The organism is Cytobacillus sp. MT66 (genome assembly GCF_058792595.1).
Genome location: NZ_JBXAFB010000001.1, coordinates 282,698 through 306,067 on the forward strand (window position 1 = coordinate 282,698; position 23,370 = coordinate 306,067).

Consider the following 23,370-nt stretch of genomic DNA (forward strand, 5'->3'; position numbering starts at 1 on the left):
AAATTAAAGGATATCTGCGATCCATATTGAATAACTATTTAATAAAAATTTTTAGTATATGAAAAATCAAAAGGTGGGACATACAGTGCCAGTCATTCCAAAACCTGCGTCAACGGTAATTTTAATGGATCATCAATCAAAAGTGTACATGACGAAACGGCCAAAAACGATGAAGTTTTTAGGCGGTTTTTACGTTTTTCCCGGCGGACAAGTGGACGTATCAGATGAAATTAAAGATAGTTCCTATATTCATAACTGTCCAAAAGATATAGACTTTAGTATTGGTCATTATATTGCGGCAGCAAGAGAACTTTTTGAGGAGGTTGGTATATTGCTTGCCGAAAGCTATGATGGTTTCCCCGCTCAAATAAATCATGAGAAAGCATGGGAATACCGAAGCAAGCTTGTTCAAGGAAAAATTAGTTTTCTAGATTTACTAGCAGAGGAAGACATCTATCTAAATTTAGACAGCCTGAAATATTTTGGGCACCGGATTACACCTAAGGAAAGACCATATCGCTACGATACTCGCTTTTTTATCGCCACACTTCCCAAGGAACAAACACCGCTGCCAGACCCTAATGAAATAGACGAAGCCTTTTGGATTGAACCGCACGAGGCAATCACAGCCTTCGAAAATGGCGAAATGCCAATGGCCCGGCCGACGATTTTATCTCTAAGAACAATTGAACAAAACAAAAAAGGCTTCCCGCTAATGATGCCGGAAAGCAGCTGGTAATTCTTTATTTCAGAAGGTAATCTTCATCTTGTTTGTGTACCATGCCATCTTTCGCTAACTTTATCAGATGGGCCTCAGTCGTCTTTGCAGCAACAGGGAATACGCTAGGGTGAATGGTATCTTTATAAATCATTTCCGTCAGGCGGTCTGGCCCAAGTGGACCATGTTCTTTTAACAATGAAAGAATTTGCTTTTCTCTTTCATTGCGGCGATTTAGCACAAAATCAATGTGTTCATATGGGCTGTCCACCCAATCACCATGCCCTGGACCAATTTTTTTAAGCTTTAAGCTTTTTAAACGTTTTAATGTTGTCATATAGTCTGCCATATCTCCATCAGGCGGGCCAATCCATGTTGTACCCTTCGCAACGATATTATCGCCTGAAATCAGAATTTCCTCAGACGGGATATACAGGCTTAAATGGCCAGGCGTATGTCCAGGGGTGTGCATGCCAAGGATTTCTGTATCTGCTATTGTAATGGCTTCAAGATCTTGAAGATATGATAATTCCTGGAGAGGGGAGATAGCTGCCAAAATCCCATTTTTTTCTTCCTCATGACAATAAATGGCTGGTTTTGAATTCCAATCCACCAATTGACGGACGCCTGGTGCGTGGTCTCTATGTGAATGTGTTAGAATAATCAGTTTTGGAAGGGCAAGCTGATTTTCCCTTATGACACGATCCAATTCTGTTCTTGTTACCTGCTGATCATAGGCAGCATCCACAAGAATACTTTCATGCTCATTTCCTATTAAGTAGCTATTGGTTGTCGTATGCGGCCACAATGTAGGTGAAGGAATGGGCACACGTATTACCTTAATTGTTTTCAACAAACTCATCCTTTCATGTCGTAAAGAAATACTCGTTCTAAACTTATTCAGCATGATTCGGGAAAATCCTCTATAATTTTCTGAAAAAGGAGGCGTATCTATGAAAATAGCCTTAATTCACGCAATGACCGAGTCAGTTAAGCCCATCGAACACGCCTTTTTAAGGGTAGCGCCTGAGATTGAGCTGCTTCATTTTATGGATACTGGCTTATTAAAGATGGTACAGGAGGGCGGGGAGATTACACCGGCAATCATCAGGAGATTTTCAAAACTCCTCGGTACTGCTGCTGAATCAGATGCTGATATTATTCAGCTGACCTGTTCAGCTTTTAATGATTTGGCCAAAGTATTACAGCCTTTACATACGGCAAAAATTTTTCGCTCAGATGAAGCCATGCTGGATGAAGCACTAGTCTATAAAAATATCAGTCTTATTTCAACAGTTGAAGCTACTCCAATAGCCTTGCAAAATTATTTATTTGAAAAAAATAAGAATATCCAGGTAAAATCTTTTGTCAATACTCAAGCACTTCAACTTATGAAACAGGGCAAACAGTCTGAACACGATCAGCTCATTCAGGGAATGATCCGTGAGGCAGAGAGCGGGGGGGATGTGATTGTTTTATCGCAATACAGCATGGCTCATGTGGCTCAACAGGTGAACTGTTCTATTCCTATTTTGACTGGGCCTGAGTTAACAGCAAAAAGGTGCCAAAACTACCTATTAACTATTAAAAATACTTAAACCACAGGAAACTGTGGTTTTTTTACTGGTAAAAAATATTTTCATTGACAAAAATCATTTCCCTATATAAAATAAATTCAAATAATTCTAAAATAGCACATCTTTAAAGGAGGGGCAAATGGAAAATAAAGCAAAAGAGACTGAAGGCAAGGGAAAACGAAAATACAATGTTCCAGCCGTTGACAGTGCTTTTCGTATTTTAACTCTATTAAGTCGCAAGAAATTCAGTAAAAGCAACTTAACTGAAATAGCTAAAGCGCTTTCACTGACCCCGACTACCTGCTATCGGATCCTGCAAAAGTTAGAGGAGCTTTCCATTGTTCGTTTTGATAAAAGCTCCAAGCGCTACAGCCTTGGACCGTATCTTGTAGTCCTGGGAGAAAGAGCGAAGGAAAATCAGTTTGATATTTCGGTTATCATTCCTTATCTTGAAGCCCTATCAGAACAGACAGGCTTGACTTCATTTCTGGTCAGCAGGATTGGCCAAAGCCGCTCCACTATTATAGCCAAAGCCGAAGGCGAAGAGTTTGGGATCAATGTATCAGTTGGAAGACACTTTTCCGTTGTTGACGGTTCGTACGGAAAATGTTTATTGGCCTATATGAACGACGACGAAGCGGAAGAGCTCCTTCGAACACACCATAAATTACGTCCATTAACAGAAAAAGAAATCCAAGAGCTTCTTGAGGAATTTCCGCTGATCCGTGAGAAGGGATACTCAACAACCTTTGGTGAGTATATTGAAGGGGTCGTCGGGATTTCTGCACCGATCTTCAATAATGATGAAAGTGTGGATATGGTTATCTCTCTTATTGGCATGACCGCACAATTCGAGCAAAAGGACATCGATAAGCTAGGGGTTTTAATTAAAAATACGGCTAATGAAATAAGTTTAAAGCTAAACGGGGCGTATCCCAATTAACCTATTAAACAATACTCCTAAGAATCTCCTATTATTTTGGATAGACTATGCATTTCTCATCCAGAAAAGAGGGGATTTTTTTTATCGTCAGAAAAAAATCAACAAAGAAAATACATATATTTAATAATCTAAATTTTCATACTTTTTATTGACAAAATCTTTTTTCTTATATAAAATTTTACTCAGGTAAAAACGCTTTCAAAATTGATAACCTTAAAAGTATTTACAAGACTATTTAATGGGGGATACTGCTATGAGAAATGAATGATGATTATTTATAACGTAATAAAATGCCTCAATGATTTCTTTCAAAAAGGATATACCACTAAAAGATCTCATATTTCTAGCTCCGGGATTAACACCAATTTTTTAGAAGAATTGTTTTCACCTCATAAATATTTAGTGCTTTCACACACCGAACATAATATGAAAATGCAAAAATAAGAAAAGTATGTCGAAATTTATCAGAATTTTCAGATTTAGGTAAATTACAATAAGTCAATTTTGAATTAAACAATGGAGGGATCATTTATGGAAGGGCTGTATTACGAAGATTTTGAAGAAGGAATGACCTTTACTACACCTGGACGAACAATTACTGAAACCGATCTTGTTTTATTTACTGGGATATCAGGGGATTTAAGTGAACTTCATACCAATGAGGAATTTGCCAAAACAACGGTCTTTGGACAAAGGTTATGTCATGGGATGCTGGGTGTCTCTGTAGTTACAGGGTTAATGACACGCTCTGGTGTTTTTGAAAGGGTTATCGCCATGCTTGGAATTAATAACTGGAAATTTCTCAAACCGCTATTTGTAGGTGATACCGTTCATGTAAGGTTTCAAATAACAGAAAAGAGGCTTTCAAATTCTAATCCAAAAGCAGGAATTATCGGCCGTTATTATGAGCTTATTAACCAAAACAATGAAGTTATTCAAAAAGGAGAAATTCCTGCTATGGTCTTAAGGCGTAATACCCTGTAACCATACATTGTTTTACTAAAGCCATTAAATTTAGGAGGAACAAATATGAAAAGGAAAATTATTCCGATATTAGTAATTGTTTTGCTTATTATCCTTTCAGCTTGCGGTAACCAGCAATCTAGCAGCAATTCTAGCAGCAATAATAGCAATAGCAGCAATAGTAATAGCAACAATGAAGCTGAAAAGGCAGAAGATACAGGAAATAAAGATGACGGGGATTCTATTACAATTGGAGCCATACTGCCATTAACCGGACCTGGAGCAACTACTGGAGAAAATATGAAAATGGGAATTGATTTTGCTGTTGAAGATATCAATAATGCAGGCGGGGTTAACGGAAAACAGCTAGTAGTTGATTATCAGGATGGAAAAGGGGACCCGAAGGCATCTGTTTTGGCAGCACAGAACCTTACAGCAAAAGGATATAGCTTTGCCCTTACAACCTACAGCAGTGCGACGCTTGCTATTCTTCCTGTTGCAGAACGCGGCAAGATGACGTTAGTTAACGGCGGTGCACAAAGTGATGCGCTTGCAGGAGCGAGTCCCTATCTCTTTAATACGATTCCACTTTTAGGTCATGAAGTTGATGTACTCGCAAAGTATGCTGCTGAAGAAGGAAATATTAAAACGGCCTTTATTATCCACAATGATGAAGATGCCGGGCATTCAGGACTCGAAAAATTCACAGAGCAATTTGAAAGTAATGGAGGAAAAGTAGTTGGCAGTGCAACTCATAGAGTTGGAGAAACAAATTTCCGATCCATTATTTTAAAAGCTAAAAGCTCAAACGCAGATGCAATTTATATTGCTTCTTATGACCAAGATGCAAAGATGATTATTGACCAAATTCGTGAGCTTGGATTAAAACAACAAATTCTTGTTACATCGTGGGTTATTTTTGAGGACCTAATTAAGAGCCCGAATGGACAGGGAATCATTTACTCGCAATTAGCTTTAGATCCTGAAAAGGAATGGATGGACAGATTCAGTAAAAAATATAATACCGAAATGGCCCAGCTCTTCAATGTCACCTATTACGATTCTGTTATGGTCTTCAAAGAAGCCTATGAGTATGCAGTCGAAAAAGGATATGGAACAGATGGAGATGCGCTTAAAAAGGCCATTTCTGAAATTAAAAAGTTTGATAGTATCAGTGGTTCGATTGAGTTCAATGATGATGGAACATCAATAAGACCCGTCAATATTGCTGTTATTAAAGACCAGAGTACACAAATTATTAAAGAATATTAGGAGTGTGGATAAATGGACATTTTTTGGCAATTATTCCTCCAAGGTGTCATATTAACTGTAGAATATGCCTTGATTGCCACTGGGTTCGGAATAATTTTTAGCACTACTCGCCACTTCCATATTGCCCATGCCGGGGTTTTTACCCTGGCAGGGTATACCCTTTTTATATTTGTTAGCCTTCTTAATATACCTATAATAGGCAGTCTGATCCTTGCAGTGTTGATTGCTGCATTGGCAGGAATTGGCATTTATAGGGGGATTTATGATCAGGTACTTAAACGTGGCGGAACAATGATGACTCTGTTTATTGCAGCGCTAGGAACACTTGCAGTTATTGAAAATGGTTTTCAGGCAATTTTTTCAGCGACTCCACAAGCTGTAGAATCTGAAAGTATGTATAAAATTATTACAATTTTTAACGGAACTATTACCCTAGCACAATTAATCTTTGTCATCGTTGGAATTATCGTTTTATTAGGTCTTCAATTCTTTATGCTTAAAACGAAAACAGGAAGATTAATACGGGCGGTGGCAGTAAACCCATACCTTTCGCAAATTGTAGGGATCTCTATTAAAAAAATAAATATGATTTGCTATGCCGTTGGTTCTGCTCTTGTCGCCATTCCAGCTTGCTATATAACGATAGATGCTGGTGCACTATCAGGTAGAGGCCTGGAGTTAGTTATTATAAGTATGATGGCTGTAATAATGGGCGGAATTGGAAGTTTTGTCGGAGGCTGGATTGCTGCCCTTTTCGTAGGCATGTTCTTTAACCTATCAGTCCTTCACGTTGAGCCGCATTGGCAGTCTGCTGTTATTTTTGTCATTTTCCTAATAATGATTATGGTGAGACCAAGAGGCTTATTTGGTCAGCGAGCATAGGAGGGATATCATTTGGAAATCGTTATCGGGTTTGCGATTATTGCAAGTATCTATGTGATTTTAGCCGCTTCCCTTAACATCTTAATGGGATATACAGGTATATTTTCAATGGCACAAGGAGCGATATTTGGGGTTGGTGCCTACACTGCAGCCATCCTGCAAACCCAGTTCAACTTTAATTTTATCTTTGCATTAATTGGCGCAATTATCGTTGCGGGTATCGCAAGTGCAATAATGGCTATTCCATCGCTAGGTGTGTCAGGTGACTACTTTGTGGTCGCTTCATTTGGAATGCAAATGCTTTTGTTTTCCTTCTTTATGAATCTAACAGATATCACAAACGGATCTGCCGGAATCCAAAGGATCCCTCGGCCAGAGTTTTTCGGATTTGTTGTTGGCTCAGATATTGCCTATTTAATTTTATCAGTAGTTTTAACTGTATTGGTTTTATTATTTTTAATATCAGTAACAAAGACTGGATTCGGAAGAGTCCTCCGTGCGGTAAAAGAAGATGAGTCTGTTGTCATGTCCCTTGGAAAGGACCCGAAACGCGCAAAAATTGTAGCAACAGTTCTTTCTGGATGTGTTGCTGCAGTGGCTGGTTCCTTATATGCAGGATATGTAACCTATGTTAATCCAAACAGTTTTACTGTTCATGAATCTGTATTTATTACCACATTAGTTATCTTGGGCGGATTAGGCTCTTGGAAAGGTGTAACAGTCGGTACTATTATCCTATTGGGACTGCCGGAGCTATTAAAACTCCTGCCGATTTCAGATTCTCATGCCGCTCCCATTCGTCAAGTTTTATATGGATTATTAATGATTGTCTTTATGATCGTAAGACCTCAAGGAATTTTCGGAGCTACCCCAAAGTCAAGCATACAGGTAATACCAGATGAAAAGGATACAGCTGCCGTGATAGGAGAGGAGGAAAAGGCATGATACTTCAGCTAGATTCAATAGAAAAGCGTTTTGGCGGTTTACAGGCAGTCAAAAATTGTACCTTTAATGTTGAAAAGGGGAAAATAATTGGATTAATCGGACCAAATGGTGCAGGAAAAACGACTATATTTAATCTTATTACCGGAGCTTTAAAGTCTGACGGTGGTACCGTTCATTTTAAGGGTAAAGATGTTACAAAACTCCTTCCCCACCAGCGCGTTAAATTAGGGCTGGCTAGATCTTTTCAAGATGTAAGGGCTTTGTCGGAAATGACTATATTAGAAAATATTATTCTAGCTTGTCCAAGTAAATATGCAGAATCACCTCTTCTTTCTCTATTCAGACCAGATCAAGTAAGAAAAGAGGAGAAGGAGAACATACAAAAATCCCTGGATATTTTAAATTATGTCGGCCTTAAGGGGAAAGAGAACGAAATGGCAGGGAGTTTATCCTATGCTGAGCAAAAATTACTAATTATTGCCAGACTTCTTGCAACAGAAGCGGAATTACTCTTACTGGATGAGCCAACTTCTGGTCTAGACCCTACGTCATTGGCTAGGTTTATAGAACTTATTCGAGACTTAATTAATAAAGGGAAAACGATCCTAATAGTTGAACATAACGTTTCACTTATTAGTGAAATAGCCGATAAAATTATCTTTTTGCATCAAGGGGAGCCTATTGCAGAAGGACATCCAAAGGAATTAGCTAAAAACAAGGACCTGCGTAATATATATTTTGGAGGTTAGCTCATAGGGGGTATATTAATGCTGCAAATAGATGACTTACAAGTTTCTATTGGTTCTAAAAGTATTCTGCAGGGAGTCTCTCTTCAAGTAAATGAAGGGGAAATCATTGCACTTATTGGCCATAACGGAGCAGGTAAAAGTACAACATTAGAAACGGTTGTTGGCATTCGCCAGCCTAATGCTGGAACCGTTTCCTTTAACGGAGAAATTATTTCTAATAAGCCCACAACAGAAATTGTCAGCAAAGGAATATGTCTTGTACCACAGTCAAATAATGTATTTTCAAATCTTACTGTTGAAGAAAATCTTGAACTAGGTGCTGAAGTTGTTAAAGGGAATAGTAAGTTTACTAGGGAAGCCATTTTCGAACTATTCCCAATACTTTCAGAACGTAAAAAACAGCTGGTTGGAACGATGAGCGGCGGGCAGCGCCAGATGGTTGCCTTAGGAATTGGACTAATGTCTAATCCGAGTTACTTATTATTAGATGAACCATCCGTAGGAATTCAGCCTAATCTGGTTGATAAAATAATGGAACAAATTGTGACAATCAATCAGGAATTCGGCGTTAGCATTATTGTCGTTGAGCAAAACATAAATAAAGTATTAGAGATTGCAAATCGAACCTATGTTATGAGCAGAGGGGCGGTTATTAAAGAGTTTGCATCAGGCGAAGTTGATTCTGAAGAGCTATGGCATTTAATGTAAGGAGTGATGCGGGTGCAAATTAATCCTTCTGAGATTACGGAAAGGGAGGTTTATAAATTACTAACTGGGAGCGTCCTTCCAAGACCCCTTGGTTTTATCTCTACTGTAGGAAGGGAAGGACCTAATCTAGCCCCTTTTAGTTTTTTCAACTGTGTATCATCCAGTCCGCCAATGGTTGCCTTTAGTTTGCAGCCTGGTACAAACGGACCAAAAGATACCCTGCGAAATATCCAAGAAAATAGTGAATTTGTCGCAAATATCATATCACGCTCATTTCTTGAAAAAGTAAACATAACTGCGGAAGATTTTGCTCCAGAAGTGAATGAATTTAATGTATCCAGGTTAACTGAGACTCCTAGTAAAGTTGTTAAACCTCCAAGTGTAAATGAGTCCAAGATAAAACTGGAATGTAAGCTTCACACGATTCTTCCATTAGGCAAGGATACTCTCGTTATTGGTGAGGTTATTTTATTTAACGTAAATGACGATGTGTTACTGGAAAGATACCGGATTGATATAGATAAACTTGATCCAATTGGTCGCTTGGCAGGCAGTCTATATTCAACCTGTGAAAATAGGATCATTATTAAGAGACCAAAGAAAGGTGGTTTATAACAAATTATGGAAACGGTATATGATTTGTTGCTTCATCTCCAAAAAAATGAACATAGAACAGCAGTGATTCACAAGGATAAAACATACACATACGGAGATTTGATCAAAAAGACAAGTAAACTTGCAAGGGGGCTAAAAAGTCATATCTCTTACGGTGATAGGATTGCCGTCTGGGTTCCAAACTCTGTTGATTGGATTGTTATAGAACTGGCAGCAGGTTTAATTGGTGCAACCGTTGTAAATTTAAATATGCGCTATAAAGCCCATGAATTGAATTATATTCTCCAGCATTCAAAGAGCAAGATGATGATTTTTCAGCCTCAATTGGATTCCTATAATTATAAAGAAATTCTAGAAGGCGTAATTGGCAAAACAGAAATCGATCACACTGCATTCCCTTCCTTAGAGTATATTGTATCCACTACATCACTTCATGACGACTCAACAAGTTTTTATAAGACCTTAGATGACTTTTACGTAAATGAAGATGTTCGTTTAGAAGAGTTCAAAGGACTATCTTCCCCCGAATCCGTATTTAATATTTTATATACATCCGGTACCACTTCGAATCCAAAAGGCGTTATGCATTCGCAAAGAATGGCATTGTTACACGGATATAACGCTGGCAATCATATAAAAATAACAAAAGAGGATATTCTCATTGGCGGACTTCCTTTTTGTGGAATATTTGGGTATATTGCTTTATTTTCGGTATTAACACATCAAGCGAAAGTTATAGCAATGGAACGATACAATCCGCTAGAAACAATAAAAATCATCGATAAATATAAGGCAACCATTTTCTTTGGTCTAGATAATATGTGTATACCGTTTTTTGACATGGATTTATCAAATTACGATTTGTCCTCATTAAGAGTCGGGGTTGTCTCAACCATGATCATGGATACGTTAGAATTCGTTAAGGCCATGGAAAACCTATTTGAAAACGTTACTATGGTCCAAACATATGGAATGTCAGAGGTTGGATCATTCGCTTGTGTTGGGAGTATTGATGCACCTTTAGAAGAACGCGTACTTGCGGGTGGACCGCCCATACATCCTGACATTCATGTAGAAATTATTGATCCTGAAACAGAGGAAATCCTCCCTCCTGGAAATGAAGGTGAAATGATCATGAAAGGCTACAATGTGATGTTGGGTTATTTAGATGCTCCTGAAATTACAAGAGAGTCTTTTACAAAAAATGGGGAGTTCTTCAAAACAGGTGATTTAGCTATAAAACTGGAAAATAGATCTGTTATTTACTATTCAAGGATGAAAGACTCCCTTCGATTAAAAGGATTTTTAGTCTCTCCAAAGGAAATTGAAGATTATATCTTATTATTACCGGAAGTAGACATTGTTCAAATTGTTGGTGTGAAACATGATGGCCAGGAGACTCCTATTGCTTTTATGAGGCTGAAAGAAAATGAAAATCTTAAAAAAGAGGACATTATTGAGCATTGCAAAAATGGCCTGGCTGATTTCAAGGTACCAAAAGATGTTATCTTTATTGATTCATTCCCAACCACCCCTGGGCCTAATGGAGATAAAATTCAAAAAGCTAAATTAAGGGAAATGGCTGAAGAGTATATGACATTAAAAAAGCAATAGAAAATAGTTCATTTTATGAATATTAAGGGATGAGGTGATTGGATGAATTATGAAAATATTATTGTTAAAAGACATAATGGAATAGGCATTCTAATTATGAATAGGCCAGAGATCCGCAACGCATTTATTACGGAGATTAAAGAAGAATTATTATATGCACTTGAGGATATGGAAAAAGACAAAGATATAAAATGCATTGTCATAACCGGTGAAGGCCGTGCCTTTTCAGCCGGAGGGGATCTTAGTGCCTTAAGTGAAATTAAACCATTAGGCGGAAGAAAAAGATTAATAGATGGCGTTAAGCTATTGCACAAAGTACTAGAAATTGAAAAACCTATTATTGCTGCTGTCAATGGACCAGCTGCTGGATCTGGATGCAGTTTTGCGTTGGCCTGTGATATGGTGCTGGCATCTGATAAGGCTTTTTTTGTGCAAAGCTTTGTGAACGTAGGCTTAATTCCTGATTTCGGAGCTATTCATTTTCTTCCATTACTAATTGGGCCACAGCGTGCAAAAGAAATGATGTTTCTTGGGGAAAAGGTTTCCGCTGAAGAAGCTTTACAAATAGGGCTTATCAATAAAATCATTCCAAGCGATAAATTGATGGAAACAACCATCTCGATTGCAGAAAATTTGGCAAAGAAATCTCCGATATCGATAGGTTTAACAAAACGAATGATGAACCAGCATGTAAATGGTCAATTAAAAATGTTATTAGAGATAGAAGCAACGACTCAAGATATTTGTCTTCAAACAAAGGATTTTAAAGAAGGTGTCGCTTCTTTCTTTGAAAAAAGGCAGCCTATGTTTATTGGAAAATAATTTGATTTAAAAATTAATTTTAGAGTAATAGTATTTTCAATTACAATTGGGGGTTTGGCTTTTGAGGTTAAAAGATAGAGTATGCATTGTCACCGGAAGCGGTCAAGGAATTGGTGCTGAAGTTGCTAAACGATTCGCCGAAGAAGGCGGGAAAGTGGCCGTAGTTGATTTAAATGGCGAAAGAGCAGAGCAAGTGGCGAGAGAGATAACTGATAAAGGCGGAACAGCAATCCCAATCTGCTGTGATATATCGGATTACAATGCTGTTGAGAAAATGGCTGATATTACACGAGAAAAATTAGGACCAATAACTGTCTTAGTAAATAATGCAGGCATTACTAGACCAGCAATGATTCACAAAATGGAGGAAAGCCAATTTGATGAGGTCATCGCTGTTCACTTAAAAGGGGCTTGGAATTGTGTGAGACACGCCGTTGGAGATATGATTGAACAAAAATATGGGAAAATTATCAATGTCACGTCAGCAGCAGGTTTAATGGGTACCCTCGGGCAGGTTAATTATGCTGCCGCAAAAATGGGGTTAGTAGGAATGGTAAAAGCTTTGGCGACAGAGTTAGGTATATATAATATTACCGCAAACGCGATTGCTCCATTAGCCTCTACGCCTATGACAGAAAAAATACGTACGGATCCTAAAATGCTAGAGACTAATCTAAGAAGATATGTTATAAAGCGTTTCCCAGAACCAGATGAATTGGCAGGTACGTTTGTTTATCTTGCTTCTTCCGATTCAGATCTAGTAACTGGAGTAGTTATCAATGCTGATGCTGGATGTTCCTCTGCAACTGCAATGAGGTGAAACCGTAATTTTTGTTGAAATTCACCTTAATAATTTTTGCCCCAATTAATATGACCAGAGTGTTCAAACAGTATAGAAATTGGAGGGTATTATGGAATTAAAAACGGAGATCACCAAATTATTAGGAATTAAGTTTCCTATTATTCAAGGGGGATTACAAGGATTAGGTAAAGAACCACTTGTCTCAGCCGTCTCCGAAGCGGGGGGATTAGGTTTAATTACTGCCGGCTCATTTCCGAGCAAGAAGGAAATGCAGGAGGATATTGAAAGAGTACGAGCAAATACTGATAAACCTTTTGGTGTAAACATCGCTATCGGCATTAGGAAACCGATGGATGAGTATGTTGAGGGTGTTATTGAATCTGGAGTGAAAATTGTTTTTACTTCTGGATATAGCCCAGCTAAATATATGGATCAATTGAAAACAGCCGGAATAAAGGTTATTCATGTTGTACCTTCTGTGAAGTTCGCAAAAAAAGCGGAGGAATTGGGCTGTGACGGAGTTGTTATTGTCGGTTATGAATGCGGGGGTCATCCAGGGGTTGATGAAGTAACTTCTATGATTTTAATTCCTGAAGTTGTAAAAGCTGTCAAGATCCCTGTCATTGCTGCCGGGGGATTTAAAGATGGCCAAGGATTGCTTTCGGCCTTATCACTGGGGGCACAAGGTATCCAAATGGGAACAAGATTTGTTATGAGTAAGGAATCACCACTCCCAAACTTAATAAAAGAACAATTAATAAACGCGAAGCTTAACGATACAGTAATGGTTAAACGTTCAATTAATAAACCGAATAGAGTCTATAAAAATAAGGCTGCACTTCAAACATTAGAGTTAGAGAAAAGCGGAGCTTCCATTGATCAATTACTGCCTTTAATTGGAGGGGAAGCATATAAAAAATTGCTGGAAACCGCAGATATAGATGCGGGAATCTTATCTATTGGACAGGTAATTGGAAGAATTGATGATTGTCCAAGTGTAAAAGAAATAATTGATTCGATACTTAACGAGGCTGACCAAACTTTAAAAATAGTAAATTCATACTTTAAAAAAGAAGATGTGAGTATTATATAGGAAATAATTCAATAAAAACTCTGATTAAAAGGAATTCTCTAGTTTTTAAAAACCACAGTTTTCTGTGGTTTTTTACTGAAGAAAAAATTTTTATTTGGCGAGATCATATTGCTTTTCTTCTGTAAACTGCACTTCTGTGCAAGGAATATAGAGAAATCAAATAGCAAAACACAATAATTCAAATTTTCCGAATTTTTATTGACAAAAAAAGTTTTCTTATATAAAATTTAACCAGGCATTACTCTATAGCTATCACTAGAAGAACATAAAAATTAAATTAAAATTACCCAGTGAGGAGAGTTGTTTATTATGAACTTAAATGGAAAAATTGCTGTAGTAACTGGAGCGGGCCAAGGAATTGGCCGAGAGATTTCTTTATTATTAGCAAAACATGGAGCAAATGTCGTTGTGGGAGATCTTAACCTGGATGCGGCCCAAACTGTCGTCCATGAAATTGAAGAAATCGGAACGAAGGGCTTAGCTGTCCAAGTAGATGTCGCCAAAAAAGATAGTGCACATGGCTTAATTCAGGCTGCCATTGATTCATTCGGTGATATTGATATTTTAGTAAATAATGCGGGAATTACGAGAGACGCCATGCTTCATAAAATGACCGAAGAGCAGTTTGACCAGGTCATAAATGTTCATATGAAAGGAACGTTCTTCTGCATGCAGGCTGCTGCTGTACACATGCGCCAGCAGCAAAAAGGAAAAATCGTCAATATTTCTTCCATTGCCGGCAAGGTCGGAAATATGGGCCAGGTCAACTATGCAGGGGCAAAAGCAGGAATTGTCGGCATGACAAAGGCTGCAGCGAAAGAATTAGCGAAATTCCAAGTAAATGTAAACGCTATCCAGCCCGGCTTTATAGATACAGATATGACGCGTGCAGTACCAGAAAAGGTTCGCCAGATAAAAATTGCAGAGATCCCAATGCAAAGAGTAGGCCAGCCGCTCGATATCGCAAAGGCGGTTATTTTCCTAAGCTCAGAGTACTCTGACTATATGACTGGTAATATTTTAGAGGTTACTGGCGGACGGTTTATGTAATTTTGCAGGATTATAGAATTTATAAAGCGAATGAATAGGTAGAAAATATTCAAAAAATCTATATATAGTATTTTTGGAATATTTTAAATTTTATATTAAGTGTTATGATTGTATTGCAAAATGATAAAAAGCGGGTGAAAAAATGAGCGCAGTAAAGGAATTAGCAGGACTAAAGCTGGAACCATACAGCTTTTCCGTTGAAAAAGGAAAGATTAGAGAATTAGCAGCAGCCATCGGAGATCCAAACCCTATTTATTATGATGAAGAGGCTGCAAAAAAAGAAGGGTATGAGGGAATTCCAATTCCGATTACATTTCTTCAAGTAATTGATTTATGGGGCGGTTTCACCTTTGAAAAGAAATGCAAAATGCTAAACCTAAACCCTGTTATGGTTTTACACGGGGAACAAGGATACTCATTTTTCAAACCAATATATGCCAATGACACATTAACCGTATCTGGAGAAGTTGTCGATGTGCAAGTAAAAAAAGGCTCCACAGGCGGGATGAACCTGATTACTTTGGAGTTCGAATACCGAAATCAGCATAATGAACTTGTGGCAAAATCAAGAAATGTAACCATTGAAAGACACTAAAAAAGGCTGTGATAAAGAATGTGGGAATATTTTGAGGATCTAAATGTTGGCGATGTTTTTCCAACGGTAACAAAAGAACCAATCACAAGAGTTCAATTGGTCAAATTTGCCGGTGCTTCAGGAGATTTTAACCCGCTCCACACAGTTGAAGAGGTCGGTGAAAAGGCTGGAACCGGGGTGATTGCACACGGAATGCTGATTATGGGAATGGCGGCCCAAGGTGTAACGAGCTGGATTCCCCGCAAATATGTCAATTCCTTGCAGATCCGTTTTCGGAAAATGACCAAACCAGGCGAACAAATTCATGTGACTGGAAAGGTAATTGAAAAGAAGGAAAACAACTGCATTGTCTGTGAAGTTAAAGCTATGAATGATGAAGGAGAGATTAAAGTATCAGGGACGTTTGAAGCAGCATTACCTTCAAAAATAATGACTGGATCGGGAGGTAATCGTTAATGGATTTTACATATTCACAGGAGGCTGAGTCTTTCCGCAAGGATTTTCGATCCTGGCTGGAGGCTAATTATCCAGGCGAATGGAATCATGAAGTGACAGGTGACCAGCATGTACAAAGGAGAAAAGCCTGGGGCAAAATGCTTGGACAAGGGGGCTGGGTTGCACCAGCATGGCCAAAGGAATATGGCGGTCTAGGCCTTTCCATTGAACAGCAATTAGTCTATATCGAAGAGCTTGTCCGCATTAACGCACCGGAAGTCCTAAACTCAAATGGAATCGGCATCTTTGGCATGACCCTGATCCGCTATGGTACAGAAGAACAAAAAAGATACTATCTTCCAAGGATGCTAAATCATGATGACATTTGGTGCCAAGGTTTCTCTGAGCCAAACGCTGGATCCGACTTGGCTGGACTTCAGACAAAAGCTGAGGATAGAGGCGATCACTATGTTTTAAATGGACAGAAAGTTTGGACGTCCTATGGCCCCTATGCTAACAAATGCTATATCCTTGTTCGCACAGGCGAGTCACGATACAAAGGCATCAGCATGATGATTTTAGACTTAGATCAGCCCGGTGTTACGGTAAGACCTATTAAAAATATCGCCGGGGAATCCGAACTTGCTGAAATTTTCCTTGAAGATGCGGTCATTCCTAAAACCGATGTTGTTGGGGAAATCAACAATGGCTGGGAAATGGCAAACTATGCTCTTGCCCATGAACGCGGGATCCATTTTGCCCAGCGCGCGTTGAAAATGCAGCAAGAATTCCAGCAGCTTGCAGCTTTATTCCAGGAGCAAAGCAAAAATGACCATTCACCAGCAAATAGTCCAGTCATGCAAACCAAGCTTGTCGAAGCCTATTTAGCTTGTGAAGTATTAAAAAGCGTGTCTTTAAGAAACATTGCTCTTATTGCTCAAGGTGAGGACACAGGGCCGCTTCCAGCTATAGCCAAATTAGCTTGGAGTGAAAGTCACCAGGATCTGCTTAATGTTGGTGTTGAGGTTCTTGGGGATGAGGCATTAATCAAAGGCAATAACCGGGTTTGGATGGAGAAGTTCCTCTTATCCCGTGCTGAAACCATATATGCAGGAACCACACAAATCCAAAAGAATATTATCGCAAAATCGCTAGGACTGCCAAGTTCGAAGGGAGGAAGATAACATGGAATATCGCTTCTCGGAACAGCAGCAAATGCTAAAAAAAGGGCTTGAAGCCTTTCTAAAAAAGGAATTGCCCTTTGAAACTTTTACTAGTATTACAGAAAATGAGAATGGTTTCTCTAAAAAGCTATGGAAAAAGCTTGGTGAAAACGGCTGGCTCGGAGTACTAGCTAAAGGTGAATTGCAAGCTTTGGAAGATGCTGGGCCCCTGGATTTAATGTATCTGGGAGAATCGATCGGAGAAAAGATCTTCCCTGGTCCATATACTCTTACTGCCGGATTGATTGTTCCTTTTCTTAGCCAGCTAAAGCTATCCGAAAATCAGCTGGAACTTCTTAATGAGCTTATTGGCGGGGAAAAGCTTATTACTTGCGCCTTGCCTCTATTCGGCAAAGCTGATGGACAGTTTGATTTCATCTGGCCAGATTTAACCATCAATGAAGACAGCGAACAGCTTCAGTTATCTGGAACAATCCAAAACGTCCCATTTATTCAGCATGCCGACGCTGTTTTACTCCCATTTAAAAATCAGTCGGGCGCTATTTCTGCAGTTATTTTGCCAACTGATTCAAGAGGAATGAAGATTGAATCCGACCAAGCTATCAATTTAGCAAAACCGCAAGGAAGCATGATCTTAGACGAGGTTCCTGTACGCAAAAACGACTTAATCGAAGGAACAGCCAGTAATCATCAAGCTTTATTGAACGAACAGCTTATTAATTACTTCATTTCATTAAATGGCGAGATCATTGGCGGAGCTGATGAGGTACTTAAAAGAACGATTCATTATGTTAAAGAACGCAAGCAATTTGGCGTCCCAGTTGGTTCTTTCCAAGCTGTAAAGCATATGATTGCTGAAATGCATGTAGAGATTGAAAAAGCACGAAGCTATTGCGTGTATACTGCCGCCAAATTAAGCGATAATCCTTCTGAATCATTCATGCAGGCCATTTCAACCCGCCTGTTTACGGCAAATATGTATAAACAAGTATGCGAAACCGCCATCCAGCTTCACGGAGGGATGGGCTTTACTTGGGAGGAAAGTATTCATTATTGGTATAAGGAATCCATGTACCAGCTTGCCCATATTACCCATCCTTCCATGATGAATGATTTCCTTTTAACCCGATTGCTTTCTCAAGAGGAATTATCAAAAGAGCTGCAAAGCCATTTGTAATATATCTAGTCATTCTATCCACTTAATAATAAAAAGGTTGGTGAAACCATGTCTATAAATCGAGCTGCCGCCATCGTTGGAGTTGGTGATGTTGAACTCGAAAACGGAAAGGTAAGGGACGGTCTTTCCGTACTGCAAATTCAAGCCATTGCAGCAAAAAGAGCCTTGGAGGATGCTGGTCTGACAAAAGACGATGTAGATGGAATTTTTGTTGCAGGTCTCTGGGGATTACCGGGAGTGGGTTCTTTCCCTTCTGTGATTTTGTCAGAATACTTAGGAATCCAGCCGAAATTTTCAGACTCCACTCAAATTGGCGGCTCTGCATTTGAAGCCCATGTTGGACATGCCGCAGCAGCAATTCAATCAGGTCTTTGCGAGGTTGCCCTTATCCTTTATGGGAGTACACAGCGTTCGGAACGTTCACGGACGTTAGCGGGAAGACCCCCAGTTTTGACAGCACAATTTGAAACACCTTATGGCCTGCCATCTCCAGCCGGTTCCTATGCCATGGCTGCACACCGCCATATGCATCAATATGGAACCAAGCCCGAGCATTTGGCGGAAATTGCTGTTGCAACACGTAAGTGGGCTCAATTAAACCCGCATGCAACCATGAGAGATCCTTTAACAGTTGAGGATGTCTTAAATTCTCCAATGATTAGTGATCCACTGCATCTATTAGATTGCTGTCTGGTAACAGATGGAGCGGGAGCATTAGTTCTCGTATCTCCAGAAAGAGCAAAAGATTGCCGTAAAAAACCTGTATGGGTGTTAGGTCAAGGCGAATCACACAGCCATTGGTCTATTCAGGCAATGCCTGATTTAACGGTAACATCTGCAGCACAGTCTGGAAAAACCGCATTTGAAATGGCTGGTGTCACCCATAATGACATTGATGTTGTGCAAATCTATGATTCTTTCACTATTACTGTCCTGCTGACCCTTGAATCTCTTGGATTCTGTAAACCTGGTGAGGGAGGGGACTTTGTAGCCAATCAGCGCACAGCCCCTGGCGGAGATTTTCCGATGAACACCAACGGCGGAGGCTTGTCTTATGCACACCCTGGCATGTACGGAATCTTTTTATTGATTGAAGCCGTTCGTCAATTGAGAGGGGAATGCGATGAGCGTCAGGTGAAGGACGCGAAGCTCGCCCTAGTTAATGGGACAGGCGGAACCCTGTCATCCACATCCGTCGTAATTTTAGGGAGGGATTAATGATGTCTGACCAAATGAAGCCACTGCCAATACCAGATGGTGACTCCCGGATTTATTGGCAGGGATGCAAGGAAGAAAAACTCCTCATACAAAAATGCGGGGACTGCTCAAAGCATATTTTTTATCCGCGTGTTGTATGTCCGCACTGCCTTTCAGAACAAATAGAATGGGTGGAAGCCTCTGGAAAGGGGACCATTTACTCTTATACAATTGCACGCCGCGCCGGAGGCCCTGCCTTTAAAGAAGACGTGCCATATGCTGTCGCACTTGTTCAATTAGATGAGGGTGTGCGCATGTTTGCTAATATTATCAATACGGATATCGAGCAAATTTCATGTGACATGCCTGTTGAGGTTATATTTGAGGAAAGAGGCGACTTCAAACTGCCGATGTTTCAGCCGACTATAAAATAATGCCTTAATATTCTGATGGAGCATCAAGCGGTGTTCCATCCTCCTCTTAAAAATTTGTATTTTCACCTGCGTATTTGAAAGATTGTCATCACGTACATCCACCCTCTTAGAATTCCAGCATCCCGCCAAACAAAGAAAAACCCGATGATAAAATTGAAAAAATAAACGGACGATCTGCAGAAGTACACATCTAAAAAATTATAGTTGCAGAATATACAGAATTTTTTAATTTTTCATTGACGAAATTTTATTTTATATATAAAATAAAATTCAGACGAAGGATGTAAGCGATTTCCTTAGAAGGTGTGGAATTTTCTTGTTTTTCGTTTCTGCAAAATCTAGAAGCTTTACTTTAAAAGGAGGATTTAAAAATGCTGAAAAAACCGCTAAAAATCTTTGTTATGTTTTTCCTATTAGCCATTCTTTTAATTGGATGCAGCAGCAATAGCAGCACCAGCGGCAGCAATCAGGAACAGGGCAATGCCGGCAGCAGCGGAGCTTCTGAAGGAGGAGCTAAAAGCAGTGGAGATGGTCCGCTCCCAAAACAAATGACTTGGAGTGTATATGATGTCGGTTCTGGCGGTTATGCAGAAATGTCTGCCATCGCTAACACGCTGACAAGCAAATATGGTTCTCAAATCAGAATGCTTCCTTCAGCAAGCGGCGTTGGCCGAATGATTCCCCTTCGGGATAAAACAGCTTCTATCGGAAAACTAGGGGATGAAATCCAATTTTCCTTTGAAGCGATTGAAGAATTCTCACAGCAGGATTGGGGTCCGCAGGATGTTCGCGCGATTTGGGCACCAATTAGTCAATTCGGATTTGCTGTTCGTGCAGATTCCGATATTAAAACAATCGCAGATTTAAAAGGGAAAAAGATTCCTAAAGTTACAGGAAACGCTTCTGTAAATATCAAGAATGAAGCGATTTTAGCATTTGGCGGTCTTACATGGGATGATGTGGATGTCGTTGACATCACTTCCTATGGCGGTCAAGGTGATGCACTCATCCAGGGCCAAATAGATGCAGCAGGTATTAACCCAACCGCTTCAGCTATGTTTGAAGCTGACAGTAAAGGCGGTATCCGCTGGCTGGAAATGGATCCTAATGATGCTGAAGGCTGGAAGCGTGTCGAAGAGACAGCACCTTGGCTATTCCCATATACATTAGACAATGGTGCGGGTATGAAAGAAGCGACAGATGTCATGGGACATGGATATCTTGTTGGAGGCTATGCTGATCTTGATGCAGATTTGGTGTATGAACTAGTTAAGGCCATGCATGAAAACTTTAATGATTTTAAAGACGCCATGCCAAACCTAGCCCTTTATGCCATTGATCAAGTATTAACGGATCCTCGCGGTGTGCCATTCCATGAAGGTACCATTAAGTTTTTTAAAGAAAACAACCTTTGGGATGATGAAAAACAAGCGAAAAATGATGCTTTAGTAGAAAGATATGGAAAGCTTAAAGCTGCTTGGGATCAAGTAACAGAAGAAGCAAAAAAAGAAGGTATCTCTAAAGATGACTTCCCAGCCTACTGGCTAGAAAAGAAAGCAGAACTTGTTAAGTAAACAATCCTGGAATGTCAGCCGCATTAGCTGGCTGGCATTCTTCCTATGTTTATAGAAAGGAGCGCATTGTATAAGGTCAAAATAAAAAAAAGGCAGGGGAGAATTGTGTATGAAAACAGGAAGACTTAATTTATTCTGGAAAATTGTTGTCGTTTTATCTACACTCGTCGGGATTTTCCTATCGATAAACATGCTGTTTTACTTAGAGCTATTTGGCATCAATCCCATTCAAAATGCTTATCTTATCTACTTGCTGGCCTGCTTCTTGCCCATTGCATTTTTAATTTTCCCAGCAAGAAAAACACATACCACCTCAGTCAAATGGTTTGATATTTTATTTTTTGCCCTATCTTTAGTATTAACTGTCTATATCGGACTAAATGGAGAACGCATCATTATGGAAGGCTGGGATTGGAATGCTCCTCCCATTCCGACATATTTCAGTATTATTTTATGGGTACTTTTGCTTGAAGCCCTGCGGAGAACCGCTGGACTGGTTTTGGCCATTATTTGTTTAGTCATTTCTCTCTATCCAATGTTTGCTTCTGACATACCAATTAGTATTTTACAGGGTCAATCTTATGACTTTATGACATTAGCAAGAAACCATATCATGAGTTCAAATAGTGTATTTGGCATTGCTTATACAACAATCGGTAATTTGCTGCTTGGATTTCTTGTCTTTGGTGTTGTCATCACGCGCACTGGCGGAGGAGATTTCTTCTTCAAATTAGCGCTTTCACTGTTTGGGAAGTCACGCGGCGGTTCTGCAAAGGTTGCGGTAGTAGGAAGTGCCTTTTTCGGAATGTTAAGCGGAAGTGCTGTTTCAAATGCCGTAACCATTGGCGCAATGACAATTCCGGCGATGAAAAAGTCTGGCTATAAGCCGCACTATGCTGCAGCCATCGAAGCAACTGCATCAACTGGCGGAACAATTACCCCGCCAATTATGGGTTCAGCAGCCTTCATCATGGCCTCATTTTTAGCGACGCCATATTACCAAATTGCTTTAGCTGCCGCCGTTCCAGCAATTTTGTATTATATTGGTCTGTATGTGCAAATTGATGGGTATGCTGCGAGAAACAATTTAAAAGGCATGGATAAATCAGAAATCCCATCTTTCTGGGGTACATTGAAAAACGGCTGGTTTTACATTTTTGCCATCGTCCTTATGATTGTGTTTTTAGGATTCCTTAACTCTGAAGGGCAGGCACCATACTATGCGAGTTTGGCCTTAATCGTCATTGCGATGATTAAAAAAGAAACAAGAATGAACGGAAAACAGCTTTTTGACATGTTTGTCGAAATAGGAAAAGTTTTAGCAGACATTGTGGTCATCATTGCCGGGGTTGGATTTATTGTCGGAGCATTATCAGCAACAGGGGTTTCATTTTCTTTCTCAAGAGAATTAGTTGCTGCAGCCGGCGATAGTACTTTCCTCATACTTCTGGGCGGTGCATTAACCTGTTTTATTTTAGGAATGGGAATGACCGTATCTGCAGTCTATGTATTTTTGGCGATTATTATGGCCCCAGCCTTAGTAGCAGTGGGCATTGATCCGATTGCTGCACACCTTTATGTCGTCTACTGGGCTACGGTCTCCTATATCACACCGCCAGTGGCATTAGCCGCTTTTGCAACTGCAAGCATCGCTGGAGCTAGTCCAATGAAAACTGGTTTTCAGGCAGTACAGCTAGGTTCGGTTAAATTTATCGTGCCATTTTACATGATATATAATCCTGCCATTCTTATTGGCCGCGGGGAGCCAATGGACACGGTGGTTAGTATCGCTGTTTCCATCATCGGGATTTTCGTCATTGCCTCAGCACTTGAAGGCTATTTGTTAGGCTCCGGCACAATAAATGCTGTTGAACGGATTTTATTATTTGCAGCTGGAATTCTCATGTTCTTCCCGAATCTTTATATGCCAATTATCGGGTTTGTCATAACCGTACTCATTTATTTGTATAAAAGATTTGTACCTGTCCAGGTAGAAAAAGACCAACAACAGGAGGTATAAA

24 protein-coding genes are annotated in these 23,370 nt (G+C 39.6%); 23 read left to right on the forward strand and 1 reads right to left on the reverse strand.

Annotated elements, in window-relative coordinates; translation table 11 throughout:
• Positions 1–85: 85 nt before the first annotated feature.
• Positions 86–739: an NUDIX hydrolase gene (locus AC1Q59_RS01375; RefSeq protein ID WP_492363974.1), complete on the forward strand. Its 654-nt coding sequence runs from the start codon at positions 86–88 to the stop codon at positions 737–739.
• 4 nt (positions 740–743) lie between these two features.
• Here the strand turns inward: AC1Q59_RS01375 and AC1Q59_RS01380 are convergent, their stop codons facing one another.
• Positions 744–1,571, reverse strand: a complete 828-nt coding sequence (locus AC1Q59_RS01380; RefSeq protein ID WP_492363975.1) for an MBL fold metallo-hydrolase — start codon at positions 1,569–1,571, stop codon at positions 744–746.
• A 100-nt stretch (positions 1,572–1,671) separates the two neighbouring features.
• Between AC1Q59_RS01380 and AC1Q59_RS01385 the strand changes: the two genes are divergently transcribed.
• The 22 genes from AC1Q59_RS01385 (at position 1,672) to AC1Q59_RS01490 (ending at position 23,369) form a co-directional block, all read left to right on the forward strand.
• On the forward strand, positions 1,672–2,316 hold the full coding sequence (locus AC1Q59_RS01385; RefSeq protein WP_492363976.1) for a hypothetical protein: 645 nt from the start codon (positions 1,672–1,674) through the stop codon (positions 2,314–2,316).
• A gap of 118 nt (positions 2,317–2,434) precedes the next feature.
• On the forward strand, positions 2,435–3,238 hold the full coding sequence (locus AC1Q59_RS01390) for an IclR family transcriptional regulator (protein ID WP_492363977.1): 804 nt from the start codon (positions 2,435–2,437) through the stop codon (positions 3,236–3,238).
• 531 nt (positions 3,239–3,769) lie between these two features.
• Positions 3,770–4,222, forward strand: coding sequence for a MaoC/PaaZ C-terminal domain-containing protein (locus AC1Q59_RS01395; RefSeq protein WP_492363978.1), 453 nt, complete (start codon positions 3,770–3,772; stop codon positions 4,220–4,222).
• 45 nt (positions 4,223–4,267) lie between these two features.
• On the forward strand, positions 4,268–5,473 hold the full coding sequence (locus AC1Q59_RS01400; RefSeq protein ID WP_492363979.1) for an ABC transporter substrate-binding protein: 1,206 nt from the start codon (positions 4,268–4,270) through the stop codon (positions 5,471–5,473).
• A gap of 12 nt (positions 5,474–5,485) precedes the next feature.
• Positions 5,486–6,355, forward strand: coding sequence for a branched-chain amino acid ABC transporter permease (locus tag AC1Q59_RS01405; RefSeq protein WP_492363980.1), 870 nt, complete (start codon positions 5,486–5,488; stop codon positions 6,353–6,355).
• 12 nt (positions 6,356–6,367) lie between these two features.
• Positions 6,368–7,300, forward strand: a complete 933-nt coding sequence (locus AC1Q59_RS01410) for a branched-chain amino acid ABC transporter permease (RefSeq protein WP_492363981.1) — start codon at positions 6,368–6,370, stop codon at positions 7,298–7,300.
• Positions 7,297–8,049, forward strand: a complete 753-nt coding sequence (locus AC1Q59_RS01415) for an ABC transporter ATP-binding protein (RefSeq protein ID WP_492363982.1) — start codon at positions 7,297–7,299, stop codon at positions 8,047–8,049. Before AC1Q59_RS01410 ends, AC1Q59_RS01415 begins: the two co-directional genes overlap by 4 nt.
• Before the next feature lie 18 nt (positions 8,050–8,067).
• Complete coding sequence (locus AC1Q59_RS01420; RefSeq protein WP_492363983.1) at positions 8,068–8,757, forward strand: ABC transporter ATP-binding protein; 690 nt, start codon at positions 8,068–8,070, stop codon at positions 8,755–8,757.
• Positions 8,758–8,769: 12 nt separating this feature from the next.
• Positions 8,770–9,372: a flavin reductase family protein gene (locus tag AC1Q59_RS01425; protein WP_492363984.1), complete on the forward strand. Its 603-nt coding sequence runs from the start codon at positions 8,770–8,772 to the stop codon at positions 9,370–9,372.
• A gap of 6 nt (positions 9,373–9,378) precedes the next feature.
• On the forward strand, positions 9,379–10,986 hold the full coding sequence (locus AC1Q59_RS01430; RefSeq protein WP_492363985.1) for a class I adenylate-forming enzyme family protein: 1,608 nt from the start codon (positions 9,379–9,381) through the stop codon (positions 10,984–10,986).
• A gap of 42 nt (positions 10,987–11,028) precedes the next feature.
• On the forward strand, positions 11,029–11,808 hold the full coding sequence (locus tag AC1Q59_RS01435; protein WP_492363986.1) for an enoyl-CoA hydratase/isomerase family protein: 780 nt from the start codon (positions 11,029–11,031) through the stop codon (positions 11,806–11,808).
• A 61-nt stretch (positions 11,809–11,869) separates the two neighbouring features.
• Positions 11,870–12,628 carry an SDR family NAD(P)-dependent oxidoreductase gene (locus AC1Q59_RS01440; protein ID WP_492363987.1) on the forward strand — a complete coding sequence of 253 codons (759 nt, stop codon included), beginning with the start codon at positions 11,870–11,872 and terminating at the stop codon, positions 12,626–12,628.
• A gap of 91 nt (positions 12,629–12,719) precedes the next feature.
• The gene (locus AC1Q59_RS01445) at positions 12,720–13,703 is read left to right on the forward strand and encodes an NAD(P)H-dependent flavin oxidoreductase (protein WP_492363988.1); all 984 of its coding nucleotides are present in this window, start codon (positions 12,720–12,722) and stop codon (positions 13,701–13,703) included.
• Positions 13,704–14,012: 309 nt separating this feature from the next.
• Positions 14,013–14,753 carry a 3-oxoacyl-ACP reductase FabG gene (gene fabG, locus AC1Q59_RS01450; RefSeq protein ID WP_492363989.1) on the forward strand — a complete coding sequence of 247 codons (741 nt, stop codon included), beginning with the start codon at positions 14,013–14,015 and terminating at the stop codon, positions 14,751–14,753.
• Positions 14,754–14,895: 142 nt separating this feature from the next.
• A complete protein-coding gene (locus AC1Q59_RS01455; protein ID WP_492363990.1) occupies positions 14,896–15,348 on the forward strand; it encodes a MaoC family dehydratase N-terminal domain-containing protein in 453 nt (150 codons plus the stop codon).
• Positions 15,349–15,366: 18 nt separating this feature from the next.
• Positions 15,367–15,804 (forward strand): MaoC family dehydratase, encoded by a 438-nt coding sequence (locus AC1Q59_RS01460; RefSeq protein WP_492363991.1) that lies wholly within the window; start codon positions 15,367–15,369, stop codon positions 15,802–15,804.
• Positions 15,804–16,967, forward strand: a complete 1,164-nt coding sequence (locus tag AC1Q59_RS01465; protein WP_492363992.1) for an acyl-CoA dehydrogenase family protein — start codon at positions 15,804–15,806, stop codon at positions 16,965–16,967. The genes AC1Q59_RS01460 and AC1Q59_RS01465 overlap by 1 nt, the downstream gene beginning before the upstream one ends.
• 1 nt (position 16,968) lies before the next feature.
• Entirely contained in the window at positions 16,969–18,144 is a 1,176-nt protein-coding gene (locus AC1Q59_RS01470; RefSeq protein ID WP_492363993.1) for an acyl-CoA dehydrogenase family protein, read from the forward strand.
• Positions 18,145–18,192: 48 nt separating this feature from the next.
• Positions 18,193–19,362 (forward strand): acetyl-CoA acetyltransferase, encoded by a 1,170-nt coding sequence (locus AC1Q59_RS01475; protein WP_492363994.1) that lies wholly within the window; start codon positions 18,193–18,195, stop codon positions 19,360–19,362.
• Complete coding sequence (locus AC1Q59_RS01480) at positions 19,362–19,775, forward strand: Zn-ribbon domain-containing OB-fold protein (protein ID WP_492363995.1); 414 nt, start codon at positions 19,362–19,364, stop codon at positions 19,773–19,775. Before AC1Q59_RS01475 ends, AC1Q59_RS01480 begins: the two co-directional genes overlap by 1 nt.
• Positions 19,776–20,146: 371 nt before the next feature.
• The gene (locus AC1Q59_RS01485; RefSeq protein ID WP_492363996.1) at positions 20,147–21,349 is read left to right on the forward strand and encodes a TAXI family TRAP transporter solute-binding subunit; all 1,203 of its coding nucleotides are present in this window, start codon (positions 20,147–20,149) and stop codon (positions 21,347–21,349) included.
• A gap of 109 nt (positions 21,350–21,458) precedes the next feature.
• Positions 21,459–23,369, forward strand: a complete 1,911-nt coding sequence (locus AC1Q59_RS01490) for a TRAP transporter permease (protein WP_492363997.1) — start codon at positions 21,459–21,461, stop codon at positions 23,367–23,369.
• Position 23,370 lies beyond the last annotated feature (1 nt).